Genomic DNA, 16,473 nt, shown 5'->3' with positions numbered 1-16,473 from the left:
GCGGGGGTGTTGTTCTTTGGGTGTTGTGTTTTTCTGGGTTTGGTTTTGTTAATTTATGTGGGGGGGTTTTTTTTGTGTTTTTTCTGCTCATATTGGTGCGCCACCCACCAGAGCAATGCACGGGTTTAGCGGCGCACCTGCCGAAGTACAGGGTGCAGGCTCGTGGTAGGTGCCGACCGTTGGTCGGCACGGTGTCGGCCGCTACTCCTCCAGGCTGGCGTTCCAGAAGCCCTGCAGCACGCCCGGCGTCGCACTCACTGCGGCGAGCACGGCATCCAGTTCGACCGCATCCACGGTGGTGGCGTACAGCACCGCTTCAATCTCCACGTCGCGCTCGCCGAACGGGCGCTGGTCCACCCCACGCACGGGATACTGCGCCTGTTCCAATAACAGCAGCAGCCGGTCCAGCACCTCGGCCTGCTGCTCGCGCTGACAGACCACGTTGATCGCATAGGTGGCCTCGCTGAAGGACTCGCGCAGCGGTTGCCGCTGGATGCGGTTCACCACCGGGCGCAACAAGGTGTTGGCGGCCAGCACGAACACGGCCGCCAGCAGCGCTTCGGGCAGCAGCTTGATGCCGGCACAGGCGCCGACCGCTGCCGAACCCCACAGCGTGGCAGCGGTATTGAGCCCTGATACCTGCGCGCCGTCCTTCATGATCACGCCGGCGCCGAGGAAACCGACGCCGGAAATCACATAGGCCACCACATGCAGTGGCGAGGGCGGGCCGCCCTGCAGATCGTGGAAGCGTACCGCCAGATCGACGAATACCGCGGCGCCGACCGCCACCAGCGTGTTGGTGCGCAGGCCCGCCGTGCGTTGCCGCAGTTGCCGCTCCAGGCCGATCACCGCGCCCAGCACGAAGGCAACGCTCAGGCTGATGAGGGTGCTGAGGGTGGCGCCGGCGTTGAACGCCGGCAGGTTGGGATTGAGGTCCATCGTGGTTCTCCCTGCGCCGTGCGCTTACTGCCAGCCGTAGCGCCGGATGTAGAGCTTCTTCAGCGCGGTGGTCAGCACCGCATAGCCGAACAGGATCGCCACCAGGAACGGCCAGTAGCCGGCAGGCAGTGCCTGCAGTTTGAAGTAGCCGGCCAGCGGGCTCATCGGCAGGATCACGCCGATGGCCATGATCAGCCCGGTCATCAGCAGCAGGGGCGGAGCGGCGATGCTCTGCAGGAACGGCACCTTGGGCGTGCGGATCATGTGCACGATCAGGGTCTGGGTCAGCAGGCCGACCACGAACCAACCCGACTGGAACAGGCCCTGGTCGGCTGGCGTGCGGGCATCGAATACGTACCACATCAGCGCGAAGCAGCTGATGTCGAAGATCGAGCTGATCGGCCCGAAGAACACCATGAAGCGGCCGATGTCGGCCGGGTTCCACTTCAGCGGCCGGCGCACCAGCTCTTCATCGACGTTGTCGAAGGGAATGGCGATCTGCGAGATGTCGTACAGCAGGTTCTGCACCAGCAGCTGCAGCGGCAGCATCGGCAGGAACGGCAGGAAGGCCGAGGCCACCAGCACCGAGAACACGTTGCCGAAGTTGGAACTGGCGGTCATGCGGATGTACTTGAGCATGTTGCTGAAGGTGCGCCGCCCCTGGATGACGCCTTCCTCCAGCACCATCAGGTTCTTTTCCAGCAGGATGATGTCAGCGGCCTCCTTGGCGATGTCCACCGCGCTGTCCACGCTGATACCGATATCGGCCGCACGCAGGGCGGGGGCATCGTTGATGCCATCGCCGAGGAAGCCGACCACCTTGCCCTGGGCGCGAAGCTCGCGCACCAGGCGCTCCTTGTGCAGCGGCGTCAACCGGGCGAACACACGGTGCTGCTGCAGCGCCCTGGCCACGGCGGCATCGTCCATGCGCTCGATCTGCGGGCCGGTCAGGATGGTCTCTGCATCCAGCCCCACCTGGGCACAGACCCGGGCGGTCACCAGTTCGTTGTCACCGGTGAACACCTTCACCTCCACGCCGTGCGCGGCCAGTGCCTGCAGCGCCTGCGCAGCCGATTCCTTGGGCGGGTCGAGGAAGGCCACATAGCCGACCAGGGTCAGCCCGCACTCGTCGGCCTGGGAATACACCGTCTGGCTGGCGGCGGTCTCCTTCATCGCCACGGCCACCACGCGCAGGCCCTGCTCGTTGAGCTCCTCGGTGGTCTGCCGCACGCGCGCCAGGCGCTGCCCGTCCAGTGGCCGGTCCTGGCCGTTCTCGCGCACGGTGCTGCATACCGCCAGCATCTCCTCCACGGCTCCCTTGCAGATCAGCTCGTGGTGGTCTTCGCGTTCGGATACCACCACCGACATGCGCCGGCGTTCGAAGTCGAACGGGATCTCATCGACCTTGCGGTAGTCCTGCGACAGTCGCAGCGAGCTCTGCAGTTCGACATGCTCAAGCACGGCACGGTCGAGCAGGTTGATCAGCCCGGTCTGGAAGTGGCTGTTGAGATAGGCGAAGGTCAGCACCTCTTCCGAATCCTGGCCGAACACATCGGTGTGCCGTTCCAGTGCGATCTTGTCCTGGGTGAGGGTGCCGGTCTTGTCAGTGCACAGCACCTCCATCGCACCGAAGTTCTGGATGGCATCCAGGCGCTTGACGATCACCTTGCGCCGCGACAGCAGCACCGCGCCCTTGGCCAGGGTCGAGGTGACGATCATCGGCAGCATTTCCGGAGTCAGGCCCACCGCCACCGACAGCGCGAACAGGAAGGCCTCGGTCCAGTTGCCCTTTGTCCAGCCGTTGACCAGCAGCACGAAGGGCACCATCACCATGGCAAAGCGGATCAGCAGCCAGCTGACACTGTTCACGCCGGCCTGGAAGGCCGTAGGCGCGCGATCACTGGCGCTGCTGCGCTGGGCCAGCGTGCCGAAGTAGCTGGTGTTGCCCGTAGCCAACACCAGGGCGGTGGCGGTGCCGGACACCACGTTGGTACCCATGAACAACAGGTTGGCCTGCTCCATCAGGCCTGCATCAGCCGTGGATGGCTGCACGAACTTTTCCACCGGCAGCGACTCGCCGGTCATCGCCGCCTGTGCGACAAACAGGTCCTTTGCCGCAAGCACGCGGCAGTCGGCCGGAATCATGTCGCCGGCCGACAGCACGATGTGGTCGCCGGGCACCAGGTCGCGGATCGGCAGGTCCAGCAGGCGTGCCGGTCGACGGCTGTGCAGTTGCGCGCCGAAGTACTGGTCGGCCACTTCCGCCGCTTCGGTTCCTGGCGCACGGCGCAGGACGCGGGCGGTGTTGCCGACCAGTGCCTTCAGCCGCTCGGCGGCACGGTTGGAGCGCCCCTCCTGCACGAAGCGGATCAACGTGGACAGCACCACCATCGCGCCGATCACCACGGTGGCCTTGGCATCCTCGGTCAGCCAGGACACGGCCGCCAGCACGGTCAGCAGCAGGTTGAACGGGTTGCGATAGCACTGCCAGAGGTGACGCCACCACGGCAGCGGCTTTTCGTGATCCACCTCGTTGGGGCCGAAGCGCAGCAGGCGCTCGCCGGCTTCATGCGGGCTGAGGCCGTCCACGTGCGACTGCAGGGTGGCCAGCGCATCGGTGTCCGAGCCCTGCGCGAGCGCGAGCAGCCCGGACGTAAGCACGTCCGGCGGGGCCTGCGTGCTGCCACGGCCGTAGCCGGCTTCGGGCATCGCACGGCGGCCGAACAGGTTGCCCGCGCGGCGGCTGCGCAGGAAAGCATTGAACCAGGCGTTGAGCAGGCTCATGGGGAGGGTCCTCGGGGAACGGCGCCGGAAACGTTCGACGCGTGGAGCGGATGGGCAGGTGGTCAGGCGTGGCGCAGGGCCAGCACCGACGGTGACCACGGCTGCAGGCGCAGGCGTTGGCTGCCGCCGATGCACAGCGGCTTCATCGCATCGCGCAGCGGGTAGGGCAGGTGCCGCAGCACGCTGATGCGCTCGCTGATCGGCAACAGCGAGAGCGCATCGGCGATCACGCGCGGCGAACCGAGCGCGAGCGAGCGGGCGAACATGACGGGCCCGTGCTGCAGCAACTGGCTGCGCAGGCCGGAAACATCGCGCTCGCCGATCAGGCGGCGCAGGGTGATGTAGAGGATCTTGTAGGACATGGGCGTTCTCCGGGCAGGCGCTGCCCGGGGCTCCCATCACTCACACGGACAGGAACCGGCCGTCAGTCGCCAGCAAGATGACAAGGGGCAGGCAGGGGCGCGCGTCGCGCCCGGCAGGGTCGGGATCCATCAGGGTGTCCGCGTGGGGCGGCCCGCCAGGGGCCAGTGGCGCTATTGTCCGCGCTCGCATTCAGCAGGCCTAGAGGCCGCTGGGTTAGTGCGGCTATACCTTGGTATAGCCGATGGCGGAGGTACTGTTGGCCGGCGTGATCACCCCGATGGGGCGACCAGCATGAGCAATGGATGATGACCGATTGGCTCGCGCGCCGCGATGCCGGCCAGCGGCCGGCACTACCCGATGTCTTCAGACGCGGTCGGCGAACGCGTCCGTGGCGCGCACCAGCGCATCCACCGTTGCCGGTTCGTTGGCGCTGTGGCCGGAAGTCACCATCTCCAGCTTTGCTTCCGGCCAGGCCTTGGCCAGATCCCACGCGCTGCGCGGTGGGCAGATGATGTCGTAGCGGCCCTGCACGATCACGCACGGCAGATGGCGGATGCGATCGATATCGCGCAGCAGCTGGTCGTGCTCGAGGAAAATACTGTGGCGGAAGTAGTGCGCTTCGATGCGGGCCTTGGCCAGGGTGTCGTGCGGGTCGGCAGTCGATTCGGCGTCCACATCATGCTGCAGGGTGGCGGCATTGTCTTCCCAGCCCAGCCAGGCCTGCGCCGCTGCAATGCGGGTGGTCTCATCGGGGCTGTCCAGGCGCGCCCAGTAGGCCGCGAGCATGTCACCGCGCTCGGCTTCAGGAATATAGGCCTCGTAGCGGTCCCAACGTTCCGGGAAGATCCAGCGTGCACCGCCGTTGGTTTCCGCAAACCAGCGGTTCTCCATCTCGCGGCCAAGGAACACGCCACGGACGATCAGGCCGGTGGCACGCTCGGGATGGGCCTGCGCGTAGGCCAGCGAAAGGGTCGAACCCCATGAGCCGCCATAGACCAGCCAACGTTCGATGCCCAGCAGTTGGCGCACCTTCTCGATATCGGCCACCAGGTGCGCGGTGGTGTTGTCGCGCAGCTCGCCGAACGGCGTGGAGCGACCGCTGCCACGCTGGTCGATCAAGACGATGCGGTAGCGCGCCGGGTCGAAGAAGCGGCGATGGGTGGGCGAGATGCCCGCACCCGGGCCGCCATGCAGGTACACCACCGGGATGCCATCGGGCGTGCCGCACTCTTCGATGTGCAGGGTGTGCAGCTCGCTCACCGGCAGCGTGTGTTCGCGGTAGGGCTCGATGGAGGGATACAGCGTACGCATGGCGGATGCCTTACAGACGGGGCCTGCAAGAATACCCCTCGGGACAGGGTGAGAGCGGCACAGTGTGACGGCTGATGCACGTTGCGTGCTGGCAAAATGTGCACGCCTACGCATAAGCTCTGCTGCATAGGCCCGCGTGACGCCAGGGCAGACATCACAAGGAACGCCCTGGCATGCCCATGCAGGAAACCACCAAGACAGTCCCTCTGCGCGACCTGGCCCTCGGCAGCGGTGCACGCGAGCTGTTGAAGTGGTTGGCGTTGCTCACGATGACCGGCGACCACGTAGCCAAGGTCGTGTTCGGTGGCTACGTGCCGGTGGTCAGCGAGCTGGGTCGGATTGCGTTTCCGCTGTTTGCGCTGGTGATGGCCTGCAACCTGGCGCAGCCGGGCGCGGACCTGCGCAGATCCATCGGTCGCCTGGCCCTGTGGGGCGTGATCGCACAGCCGCTGCATGCGCTGGCCTTCGGCTATTGGCTGCCACTCAACATCCTGCTGACCTTCCTGCTGGCCGCCGTTGCGGTACATGCGATGGCCAACAACCGGCCTGTGCTGCTGCTTCTGGCCGCCGGCGTGCTGCCGATGCTGGTGGACTACCAGTGGGCCGGCGTGGGCTTCGTGCTGCTGGGATGGATCGCCTTTCGTCATCGCGCCGGGTGGCTGCTGCTGCTCGGGATCGCAGCGGTGTGCTGGGTCAACCACAACGGCTGGGCGCTGCTGGCCATCCCGCTGGTGCTGGCCGTTGCACGCGTGCGCTGGAGCGTGCCGCGCTGGCGCTGGGCGTTCTATGTCTACTACGTCGGGCACCTGGCGGTGCTGGCGGCATACGCGCAGTGGTGGCGCTGACGGGGCCGGATCACCGTGCCGGAAAACCACTTCCGGCCACAGCGCTGGTGTACTGCAGCACCTTGTCGTCGTGCTGCAGGTCGATCACATCCACCGGTTGCCCGCCCAGCGCTGCATGCAGGCAACGCGTCGCCTCCGCTGCGTACCCCGCCTCGGCAGCGGGCAGGGACAAGGTCACCCGGCCATCAGGGTGCTGATGCACGACGTAGCGTGACAGCGGCAATGCCGCCAGGGCATGGGTCAGGTCGATGTTGTTGACCCAGTGTCCGTCCGCAGTGAGGTAGCGGACCGGCTGGCGCCCCTGCAGGCCGATGATCATCGGGGTGTCGCCGGCCATGGCCAGGGCGCCCTGGTCGCCGGTGCGGTAGCGCAGCAGCGGCAGGCAGAAATTGAATCCGCCACTGAGGGTGATCTCACCGCTCTGGCCCGGCGGCACCGGGTGTCCATCCGGCCCCAGGATCTCCACGTACATGCGCGGCTGCAGCAGCACATGGCCGCCAGCAACCCCGTCGTACACCGCCAGCGGCCCGGCCTCATTCATCGAGTACAGATCGAGCACCGCGCAGCCGAAGCGCGCGGTCAGCGCCTGGCGCAGACCGGCAGAGAGCGCCATCGATACCGACAGCAGCGCCTGCGGACGGTGGGACACCGGCAGTTCCAGCAGTGCGGCGAACGAAATCGGGTCACCGGCAATCACCTCCGGCTGCATCTGGTCGATATAGCGTGCGCGGTCATCCGGATGGCGCCAGTCGTCGGGGTGCAGGTTGATCTTGGCCAACCCGGATTCGTCCATCGTCGGTGTCACCGATACGTAGGTGAAGCAACGTTGCTGCATGCCCAGCAGCATCACCCCCATCTGCCCACGGCCGTGGCTCAGGGTGATGCCGAAGCGCTGCAGGGCACGCTTGTGATGGGCCAGGTAACGCGCCGCCACCAGCGGGTGCGAGGGCAGCACCAATGGGTGGCCGGTGGTGCCGGTGGTGCGGAAATTGATCATCCGCTCCAGCGGTACCGGGTCCGGTACGAATGCGGCGATATCTGCTGACAGGTCGCCGCGGTGCACCGGTGCAATGTCGCCGAAGGTCGCTGGCAGCGCCTGCGCGCGGTAGTACGGCACCTGCGCGAACACCTCGGCGACATGCCCCTGCAGCCACGCCGGTGGTTGGCCGGGTAACCAGTCAAACCGGGCATGGACGATCTCCTGCTCGTACCCGCGCAGTGCGTCCACTTCCTCGGCCAGCAGGCGGTTGCCACTGGCGTTGCGGAAGATCGGTGCCGCCGGGTGCTCGCGCATCCGGCGCAGCATCGCCTGGCCGGCAGCACTCAGGGTCGGGTAGCGGTCACTGTCGGTGGGCTCACGGTTCACTCGCGGGTCCACTTGTCTGCCGATTCCTCGGCGGCCTTGCGGGCGAGTGCCTCGCGGATGGCACGCGCGCGTTCTTCGGTGGCCCGGCTCGCCTCGAGCAGGCGCTGCCGTTCCACGCCACTGACCCGGGCCAGGCGATCGGCCGCCTGCGCGGCAGTCTCGCCCTCGGGAAGCAGCCCGAGCCGTGCAATGACGGTGCGGACCAGTTCGTCGCGGCGCTCGGGATCGAACACGAAACGCTCGGCAGCCGCGCTTGCGGCGAGCGCCGGCACGGCCTCTGCGAACAGGACGGTCCATGCGCCGGGTTCAATGCGTTGTGCATCCCAGTGCGTGTCGGCCATCAACCACGCCGTGACTGCGGAAAGTGATAGCTGGTTCACGCCCACCCCGGTCAGCGTGCCTGACAGTGTGGAGCGCAAAGACGGCGGCAGGTGCAGGGAACGCGCGGCAAACACATCCCCGACCACGGCGGCGACGTGCAGCCGCCCGGCGCCGGCACGATGTGGCGCTTCAAGAAAGTCGGGCGGCATGTCCAGCAGGCGCCGCAGCAGAACATCGAGGGAGGGGCCGGTGGTCATGGTCAGGTTCCGAACTTGGCAAACACCTGGGTGGAAGGGCAATCCCCGCAGACCGCGGGCGGGGCGCTGCGGCGTGCCGCTGCCAACCGCCCACGCAATGCATCTACGTCGGCCAGGGTGCGCACATCGCGGGTGGCAACGGAATGCGCATCACTGGTGAAACTGCAGGCGCTGATGCGGGCGTGCTCGTCGATGAAAAGGGTCGGCCGACGCGCCTCGCAATCACTTACCGGCAGAGGCTGGCCCAATGCGCTGGCCTGGAAACGGGCCAGATAGGCATCGTCGGCATGCAGGCGGACATCGCGCTGGGCCAACCTGGCAACCAGCGACGGCAGCAGCAGGCGCAGTGCCCGCACGTCGCCTGCGGTAAGCGCATGCAGGCGATGGAACGCCGGCCGGTCGCGCCCGCCCAGCTGGTTCACGGTGATCTCATCCACGCCCCAGTCGGCCAGGCGCAGGCACAACGCTTCAAACGTCGCCAGCGTGTGGTGCATCAGCACCACGTTGGCTCGCAGGTGCGGGCGATGGCCATCCTGCAATGCAGCCAGTGCGCGGATGGCCTGTTGCAGCCGCACGGAACCGCCCGGCCAACCGCGCAGTGCGTCGTGGGCATCGTCCAGTGCATCGATGCTGAAGGTGATTTCATCGAATGCCGTCGCCAGTGCTGCCGTTGCCCCCGGTTGCCAGGCACGGGTGCCGTTGCTGGTCATGCTGATGCGCAGCCCGTGCTGCTGCCGCAGCCGCTGTGACAGCGCGAGCAGGCCAGGCCACAGCATCGGCTCGCCACCGAGCCAGCTCAGCAGCACCGGGCGTCCGCTCGCCTGTTGCCAGCGGGCAAGCAGCAGCGCCAGGCGTTCCACCTCGGCCGCTCCAGTGTGTACGCGGGGCTGGGGCAGGTGACGGTCGTAGGCGCAGAAGCCACACGCCAGGTTGCACAGGGTGGTCAGTCGCCAGAGCACGATCACCGGGTCGCCCCCACCGCACTGGTCGCATAGTGCTGCTGGCTGAAGGCGCGTGCGAACTGCAGCAGGTCGGCCATGTCGCGCACCACGTGGATGTTCCATCCTGCATCGCGGGCGCGCAGAAGATCGTGGGTCCATCCGGCATTGCCTGCCTCGGCGATGCTTGCCGGCAGCGGGCTGTACAGGTTCAGTGCCATCGTGCCGCCACCACGGGCCGTGCGCAGGGCATTGGCGGCTACATCCCAGCCGCTGTTGCCGCGCTCGTCCTTGTCGAACATCGTGGTGATGCCATCGTCGGAAATGTGCAGGATGTGCGCGGCACGTGCGTTGGGTGGCCGCGCCGCATAGGTGTCGCGCAGGCGATGGATCGGGAACGCGGTAGCACCACCGAAGTAGCCGGTGAGTACCTTCAGGATGTCGTCCTCCGAGCGTACGAAGCCTTCGGTGTGCAGGTGCTGCCGGGTGCCGCTCCACAGGGTGGCCTGCACGCGCGCGCCGACCCGCAGTGCCGACAGCGCGATGATCGCACCGGCAAGGGTAAGGAACGAGGTCCTGGCCTGCGGGTTGGGCATGGAACCGGAACTGTCCACGTACAGGTCCAGGTCGACCGGTTCAGCGGCCGGCTCACGGCCGGGGGCGAGCCCGTGCACGCGCTGCACCGTGGTCACTCCGGGAATCACGTGCGGCGATTGCAGTACCGACTGCAGCCAGTCCACCGCATCCAGCGCATCGCCGGGCTCCCACGGCTCAAGGCCCTCCGGCAATGGCTCAAGCGCCTGCGGCTGCGGCCTGGAGGGATAGCGGATGAGGTGTGGCAGAGCACGTTCGCGGTAGTAGCGCACGGCAATCTGATGATCGTCCAGGTCCAACCCGGCCGCGCGCAGGATCTGTCCGTATTCGAACGGCTCACGCATCTGTCCGCTGGACTGCGCCGGGTTCGCTGCGGGGAGCTCGCCGTGCGCGTCGGCGGTGGCCGGCACCTCGGCAGGTGGCGCGTCACCGGTGATGCGCGGGTCCGCGGCGGGATGCGTGGCCGGTGCCAGCTCGTCATCCTCCAGTTGTCCCAGACCGGCCGGTTGACTGCCCAGGCCGGCGTGCCGTGTGTCCATCAGTGCGTCGACCCGTGCATCCGGTTGCGATTCCAGCAGCCACGGCAACAGCAGCGTGGCGAAACGGCTGGCGCCGGTCATCCAGTCGTTGGCGTAGACACGCACCACGCGCGCGCCCAGCCAGGCATCGGCATGCAGTGCACTGTCGTCGGCCGAGCCGCCCAGTTCTCCCCGTGGCTGCTGCCAGAGCTCCTCGTAGATGCCCATGTACAGCTGCCAGACCGGCGAGGTGGCCTGTGCCGGCTGTTCGGCCAGGCGCCGATAGATTGCATCCATGTGCAGGCCGTTCTGGCGCTGCAGGCGATCGTTGATCAGCAGGTCGGTGTACAGGTTGGCCACCATCGGTGCGTGCGCTTCCAGCGTCGGCAGTGCGTGCCGGATGCGCGCCAGCAGCCGCGCATGGTCGCTGGCCGTGGCCGGTGCCAGCACGTGATGGCCGATCTCGTGTGCAAGGATTTCCAGTGCGTGCGGCTGCAAGCGCAGGCGCTGCACTTCCTGCACATCAATGACGATGCGCTGGTCAGCCAGGCGGATCGCCGCGAAGCTGCCGGTCAGGCCTTCGGCGGCGGCCTGCATGCGGGTATCGCACAGCTGCGGGTCCTGCAACCGGGTGAACCGGCTCCAGGTGGCCAGTGCCTGCGGCCAGGCCTCGCGCCAGGGCTGCAGTGGGTCGGTGGCCGAAGCATTCATTGCGGCGGCATCACGTGCACATGGTGCGACCAGGGCGAGAACAGGGCGATGCCCGCCGGACCGCTTACGGCGCGCAGATCGTCCTTGCTCAGCGCTGGGGACATCCACTGCACCCCCAGCCGTGCCACCGTGGCCGCCGCCGGGCTGTCGGTGCCCGCAGCGGCGTACTCGTTCGCCTCGGCGGGCAGCAGCACGGCACCGAAGGCATCGGCCAGCAGCAGGAAATACTGGCCCGCGCTTTCAAGTACGAAACCTTCAGCCATGGCGCGCACCTGCGGTGGTGCCGGGAACGGTCCATCCAACCCGGTGAAGCCGCCGACGCGATGGCCGCGCAGGTCGACCGTGGCGCGCTGCGGGTGCCACCACCGATCCTGTTGCAGCTGCGTGCGCACCGCACTGATGTTCCCGGCACCCTGCAGCCCCAGCACGGCTGCCACAGCAGCTTCCGGCAAGGCATCAAGGCAGGCGAGGGCGGGCGTACGCAGCTGCACCATGCCGGCCTGCCAGGCACACAGCGCACCCATGTCACGCAATGCGGCCAGTGATGCACAGGCGCCGGCGTGGGCAGCCATCGCATCGATCCACTGCGCGACCCGCACCCCGGGGATGCTGCCCAGGCGCACTACAGCGTTGCTGATCGTGCCGAGGGTCTCGCGCGGCGCCCGGGCCAGCAACGGCGCGACGGATGGGGCGATGGACTGCCAGGCCTGGTCCAGCCACGGAAGCCTTGCCCTGGGCCCGGCATGGCCCTGCGCCACCAGCTCCAGGCCCAGTTCGAAGGCGGCTTCGCAGGCGCCCGTCGTTGCCGCCGGGTCATGCTGCTGCACCGCGTGGCACAACGGGTCCAGGGTCAGGCTGACGAACGTGCTGAAGGCGGCCATGTCCAGGCTCGGCCAGCGGTGACGCGCATCGGCAACGGCCTGGTTCAGCAGCGGGCGACGGGCGCCCAGCATTCCGGCAAGAAGAGCGGAAACCACGCTCAGCGCGCCCGCAGCCAGTGCAGGTAGTTGGTGTAGCGCTGGTGCAGGTACTTCAGCTTCAGCAGGTCGTCGTACAGATGGCCATACAGCTTGCGTCCCTTCACCCGTTCCTCGACCAGGCGCTCGATGCGGGTCAGGCGCTTGCGGGTTTCGGCTTCGGTGATACCGTCCAGCCCGCGCTGGAACTGGGCCGAAAGCTCACCCACCGGATCGTCGCGGTCCAGGTCAAGGCGGTCATATTCGGCATTGGAGGCATCCAGCAACCAGCGCAGCCAGCTGAGGCGGTCGGTACGGTACGGCGCGTTCTCGGGCAGCGCGAAGAACGGCGCGTCCAGATCCGGTTGCAGCTTGTCGTTCAGCACGAACGGCAGCACCTGGCGCACGTCCTCCAGCGCCACCGACGGGCTGCCGCGGAAATAGGCCATGGCCTTGGCGAACATCAGCAGCGTCATCAGGTTGCGCACCGACAGGCCGTTGCGGGTCTGGCAGCCCAGATCCTTCATGCGGTCGCGGCCACTGTCGGCGGCGGTCACCTGGGCCCAGTCCACGCCGGCCAGGCGCGCGGTGTCCTTGGTCAGGTATTCGAACTGGGTACCGGCTGTTTCCATCAGCTCGAACTGGCTGCTGAAGAACTCGATGCGGCGGCGCACGTCCTGCGGCACCTCGATGGCGCGGATTTCCTGCAACAGCTGATCGCTCTCGGCCTCGCTGAAGATGATGTCGCGCGGCACCACCTCTTCGGGGCGGATGTCCTGCTCGATACGCAGCAGCATCTCTTCCAGGAACCGTGGATTGAACGCCAGTGCCTGCACCACCACGTCGATGCGGTCACGCAGTGCCTCGATCACCTGGTAGGTACCACCGCCGCGATCATCGTTGGCGGTCAGGTACCACGCCGATTCGGGGCACTCGTAAACATGGTTGAGCACTTCGGCGTAGTTGTCGCCCATCACCGTCAGCAGGGCGCTCTGGGTGCGGGTCGGGATGCGGTTGTATTCATCGATGATCTTCACCCGCATGCCCAGCCACGAACGCCACGCAATGCGGATATCGCCCATGTCCTGCGCAGCGATCAGATCGGCGGGCAGGGGGTTGCCAAGCAGATCGGCGATGGTCATCTGCGGGTGGCCGTGCTGCATCGCCCGCCGGACCTCGCGTACCGGGTAGCCTGCCAGCACGCCCATCAGGATGGCGCTGGCGGTCTTGCCGCGGCCCGGCCCGCCCACGAGCAGGCACTTGCGCCGGGTGGCAAAGGTCAGCAGCGGCAGCAGCACATAGCTGGAATAGCTTTGCGCCGAGGGCAGGGTCAGTGGCCGCCGGGTATCGCCCACCGCGAACGAGGCGGATGGGCCTTCGTGGTACTCGATATCGTAGTGCGGGCTGATGATGGCGTTGTTGACGATCCAGAAGTAGGCCTGGCGCAGCTTCTCGTCCAGCCGCAGGGGTGCATCTGCCGCATCGTCCTGCAGGCGCACCGGGCCTTCATACAGTTCGGCCACATCGAAGGTGCGTGGCGCGGCATCGGCGCGCGGGTTGGTCGGCGCCTGCGACAGGCGCTGGAACAGATTGAACGGTGGCACTCGATTCCCCTGGCGGTAGCCGGCTGGTGCGATTGTAAGCGGCGGGCTGGCAGATGCGACGCACGCCGCGCGACCCACGCCTGCAGCCGGGGCCTGGCCGCTCTACAATCGGCGCATGCCTGCGACGCCCACCCTCGACGATCTGCGCCGCTACGCGGTGGCGCGCACGCTGTTCACCCCGACCACGCTGCTCACCGCGATCCGTCGCCTGGGCTTCGTGCAGGCCGACCCCATCCGCGCACCGGCGCGTGCGCAGGACCTGACCCTGCGGCACCGGGTGAAGGGCTATCGCGCCGGGGATCTGGAGCGCCGTTACCGCACGCTGCCGATCGAGGAGGACTGCCTGGTCAACTACGGGTTCCTGCCGCGCGAGCACCTGGCGCTGATGCACCCGCGCGTTTCGGCGCGGCGGCCGTGGGACGCCGCCACCCGGCGCAGGGCCGCCGACGTGCTGGCGTTCGTGCAGGAACGCGGCGCGGTCCACCCGCGCGAGGTGGAGCAGGCGTTCAATCATGGACGGGTGACCAATTACTGGGGTGGCACCAGCAATGCCAGCACCCACCTGCTGGATGGCATGCACTACCGCGGCATGCTGCGTATCCAGCGCCGCGACAGTGGCACGCGCATCTATGCCGTTGCCGGGCATGCGCCCGCCGATGCCAGCAAGGCGGCCCGCCAGCAACGCGCGGCGGCGCTGATCGACCTGGTGGTACGCAAGTACGCGCCGCTGCCCGCAGCCAGCCTGACCTACCTGGCGCGCCTGCTGGGCTATGGCGCGCCGCATCTGGGCGTGGAGATCCAGCTGGCGCTGCGGCAGGCACGCGAGCAGCTGGGCAGCTGCACCATCGAGGGCACCACCTGGTACTGGCCGGCCGACGAGAACCCGCGCTCGCGGCGCTACCAGCCCGACGAACAGGTGCGACTGCTGGCGCCGTTCGACCCGGTGGCCTGGGACCGTCGCCGTTTCGAGCTGTTGTGGGGCTGGGTCTATAAATTCGAGGCCTATACCCCGGCGGCCAAGCGCCGCTTCGGCTACTACGCGCTGCCGTTGCTGTGGCGTGACCAGGTGATCGGCTGGGGCAACGTGAGCACGAGCGAAGGGCAGTTGCAGCCCAGCTTCGGCTATGTCGATGGCAAGGCACCCGGCGAGGCGCTGTTCCGCACCGCGCTGGATGACGAACTGCAGCGCATGACGTTGTTCCTGGCGGGTACCGCAGACGCACGGACATCGGCCTAGTCGGCAGACTGATGCTCGTCGCGCGGACGTACTTCGCGCCGCACACGCTCGCGAGCGCGGTACAGGCGGCTGTCGGCCTTGTGGATGGTTTCGGCCACTGGTTCACCGGGCGTGTTGATTGCCGCCCCCAGCGAGAATGCGGTTGGCGAAAGCCCGGCGTTGCCGGTGTACCAGGTTTCAAGCGCACTCAATCGCCCTGGCACCGGAGCGACCAGTACCACCAGGAATTCATCGCCGCCCAGGCGTACCACCGTCTCCTGCGGGCCCAGCGGCGAGCGCAGGAACGCAGCGAATTCAACCAGGATCGCGTCGCCGCGGCGATGGCCCTGGGTATCGTTGACCTGCTTGAAGTGGTCAAGATCGAATACCAGGCAGGCCCAGGAATCGGTCGCCAGTTCGTCCAGCCGGTGCAGGTAGCGCCGATTGTGGCACTGCGTCAGCGGATCCTTCAGTGACAGCTCGCGCAGGCGCTCTTCCTGCTGGCGCAGTGCAGTCACATCCTGGGCATGGCCGAGCACGAACGGCGGCTGCGCCTCGCTGTCCAGCACGTTGTTGTAGGCCCAGTAGCGACGGCTGCCATCGACAGCCAGCAGCTCGATCACCCCTGTGTCGGTATGGTTGGCTTCAATGCGCTTGAGGTAGGCGTTGAAGGCGTTGCGCTTGTCCGGTGGCATCAGGTCGCACAGGCTGCGACCGACCATCTGGCTTTCGGTGTAGCCCAGCGATTGCACCGCTGCCGGGTTCACCGAAGTGACCGTTCCATCCAGCGTGTGCGTGCAGATCAGCCCCAGGCTGTAGTGGAACAGGCGCCGGTAGCGGACCTCGCTGGCTTCCAGTGCATCCAGTACCGCGCGCTCCTCGGTCACGTCCTGGATGGCGCCGACCAGGCGCGGATGCCCGTCCACCAGTTGCCGCCCACCGACTACCCGGGTCCAGATGCCGCGACCGTCTGCAGTGGTCATCGGCAGCTGCACCTCCCACGAGGTGCCTTCATCCACGCAGCGTTGAACCGCTGCCTTGATGATGGTGCGGCTGTCTTCGCGATAGAACGACAGCGCGCCCTCCAGGCTTGGCTGGTAGGTCGAACGCACGCCGTGGATCTGCTTGGTCTCGCGGGTCCAGCGCACTTCGTTGGTTTCCAGGTCCAGCTCCCAGCCTCCCACCTTGGCCGCCGAGTTGGTGCGCTGCAGGAAATCCTCGCTGCGTTTGAGCTCGGCGTGCAGGGCGCTCGCCTGATCGACCTGGTGCAGCAGGGCGCTGCGCTGTTCCAGTACCTGCGTGGTGACCCGCCCGAGATGGACCATCAGTTCCCGCTGCGATGGCGACAGCACTCCGGGCATCGGATCGAGCAGGCACAGCGTGCCGATGCGCGCACCGTGGGCGGTGAACAGCGGAATGCCCGCATAGTGGCGCACGCGCAGCCCGTCGGTTACCAGCGGGTTGCTGCGGAAGCGCGGGTCCTGGCGCGCATCGGGAATCTCCAGCAGCGCATCCTGCTCGATGGCGTGGGTGCAGAAGGAGATTTCACGGGGCGTTTCGGTTGCGCCCTCAAGGCCGATGTTCGACTTGAACCATTGCCGGTGCGCGGCAACGATGGAAATGAGTCCGACCGGCATGCCAGTGGCGGTGCGCGCCGCCGCAACGATGGCGTCGAAGACCGGTTCGGGTGGAGTGTCCAGCACGCCGAGACGTTCGATTTCACAGAGACGGAAGGCTTCGTCCATGACCA

13 protein-coding genes are annotated in these 16,473 nt (G+C 67.2%); 2 read left to right on the top strand and 11 right to left on the bottom strand.

What is annotated here, in order from left to right:
- Positions 1-201: 201 nt before the first annotated feature.
- From ACVOLJ_RS01280 to pip, 4 genes are all read right to left on the bottom strand, one after another.
- A complete protein-coding gene (locus tag ACVOLJ_RS01280) occupies positions 202-939 on the bottom strand; it encodes an MgtC/SapB family protein (protein ID WP_475278896.1) in 738 nt (245 codons plus the stop codon).
- 24 nt (positions 940-963) lie between these two features.
- On the bottom strand, positions 964-3,723 hold the full coding sequence (mgtA, locus tag ACVOLJ_RS01275; RefSeq protein WP_481563249.1) for a magnesium-translocating P-type ATPase: 2,760 nt from the start codon (positions 3,721-3,723) through the stop codon (positions 964-966).
- Between the two features lie 62 nt (positions 3,724-3,785).
- Positions 3,786-4,085, bottom strand: a complete 300-nt coding sequence (locus tag ACVOLJ_RS01270) for a hypothetical protein (RefSeq protein ID WP_481563248.1) — start codon at positions 4,083-4,085, stop codon at positions 3,786-3,788.
- A 364-nt stretch (positions 4,086-4,449) separates the two neighbouring features.
- Positions 4,450-5,397, bottom strand: coding sequence for a prolyl aminopeptidase (gene pip, locus ACVOLJ_RS01265; protein ID WP_481563247.1), 948 nt, complete (start codon positions 5,395-5,397; stop codon positions 4,450-4,452).
- A gap of 179 nt (positions 5,398-5,576) precedes the next feature.
- On the opposite strand from pip, the gene ACVOLJ_RS01260 reads away from it, so the two are divergent.
- Positions 5,577-6,242, top strand: a complete 666-nt coding sequence (locus tag ACVOLJ_RS01260; RefSeq protein WP_481563257.1) for a TraX family protein — start codon at positions 5,577-5,579, stop codon at positions 6,240-6,242.
- 10 nt (positions 6,243-6,252) lie between these two features.
- On the opposite strand, the gene ACVOLJ_RS01255 is transcribed toward ACVOLJ_RS01260, so the two are convergent.
- From ACVOLJ_RS01255 to ACVOLJ_RS01230, 6 genes are read right to left on the bottom strand one after another with little or no spacing between them, the layout of a single operon-like run.
- Complete coding sequence (locus tag ACVOLJ_RS01255; RefSeq protein WP_481563246.1) at positions 6,253-7,608, bottom strand: AMP-binding protein; 1,356 nt, start codon at positions 7,606-7,608, stop codon at positions 6,253-6,255.
- On the bottom strand, positions 7,605-8,186 hold the full coding sequence (locus ACVOLJ_RS01250) for a hypothetical protein (RefSeq protein WP_481563245.1): 582 nt from the start codon (positions 8,184-8,186) through the stop codon (positions 7,605-7,607). The genes ACVOLJ_RS01255 and ACVOLJ_RS01250 overlap by 4 nt, the downstream gene beginning before the upstream one ends.
- Positions 8,187-8,188: 2 nt before the next feature.
- Complete coding sequence (locus ACVOLJ_RS01245) at positions 8,189-9,151, bottom strand: radical SAM protein (protein WP_481563244.1); 963 nt, start codon at positions 9,149-9,151, stop codon at positions 8,189-8,191.
- On the bottom strand, positions 9,148-10,947 hold the full coding sequence (locus tag ACVOLJ_RS01240) for a hypothetical protein (RefSeq protein WP_481563243.1): 1,800 nt from the start codon (positions 10,945-10,947) through the stop codon (positions 9,148-9,150). Before ACVOLJ_RS01240 ends, ACVOLJ_RS01245 begins: the two co-directional genes overlap by 4 nt.
- Positions 10,944-11,924, bottom strand: a complete 981-nt coding sequence (locus ACVOLJ_RS01235) for a hypothetical protein (protein WP_481563242.1) — start codon at positions 11,922-11,924, stop codon at positions 10,944-10,946. Before ACVOLJ_RS01235 ends, ACVOLJ_RS01240 begins: the two co-directional genes overlap by 4 nt.
- A 2-nt stretch (positions 11,925-11,926) precedes the next feature.
- On the bottom strand, positions 11,927-13,507 hold the full coding sequence (locus ACVOLJ_RS01230) for an AAA family ATPase (RefSeq protein ID WP_481563241.1): 1,581 nt from the start codon (positions 13,505-13,507) through the stop codon (positions 11,927-11,929).
- Positions 13,508-13,622: 115 nt separating this feature from the next.
- On the opposite strand from ACVOLJ_RS01230, the gene ACVOLJ_RS01225 reads away from it, so the two are divergent.
- A complete protein-coding gene (locus tag ACVOLJ_RS01225; protein ID WP_481563240.1) occupies positions 13,623-14,744 on the top strand; it encodes a DNA glycosylase AlkZ-like family protein in 1,122 nt (373 codons plus the stop codon).
- Here ACVOLJ_RS01225 and ACVOLJ_RS01220 read toward each other — a convergent pair.
- Positions 14,741-16,468: a sensor domain-containing diguanylate cyclase gene (locus tag ACVOLJ_RS01220; protein WP_481563239.1), complete on the bottom strand. Its 1,728-nt coding sequence runs from the start codon at positions 16,466-16,468 to the stop codon at positions 14,741-14,743. The two genes, ACVOLJ_RS01225 and ACVOLJ_RS01220, sit on opposite strands and share 4 nt — an antisense overlap.
- Between the last annotated feature and the right edge of the window lie 5 nt (positions 16,469-16,473).

The sequence above is a fragment of the Stenotrophomonas sp. STEN046 genome, assembly GCF_056759755.1.
Note: the sequence above shows the minus strand (reverse complement) of the source record. Positions and strands in the feature narration are given on the sequence as shown.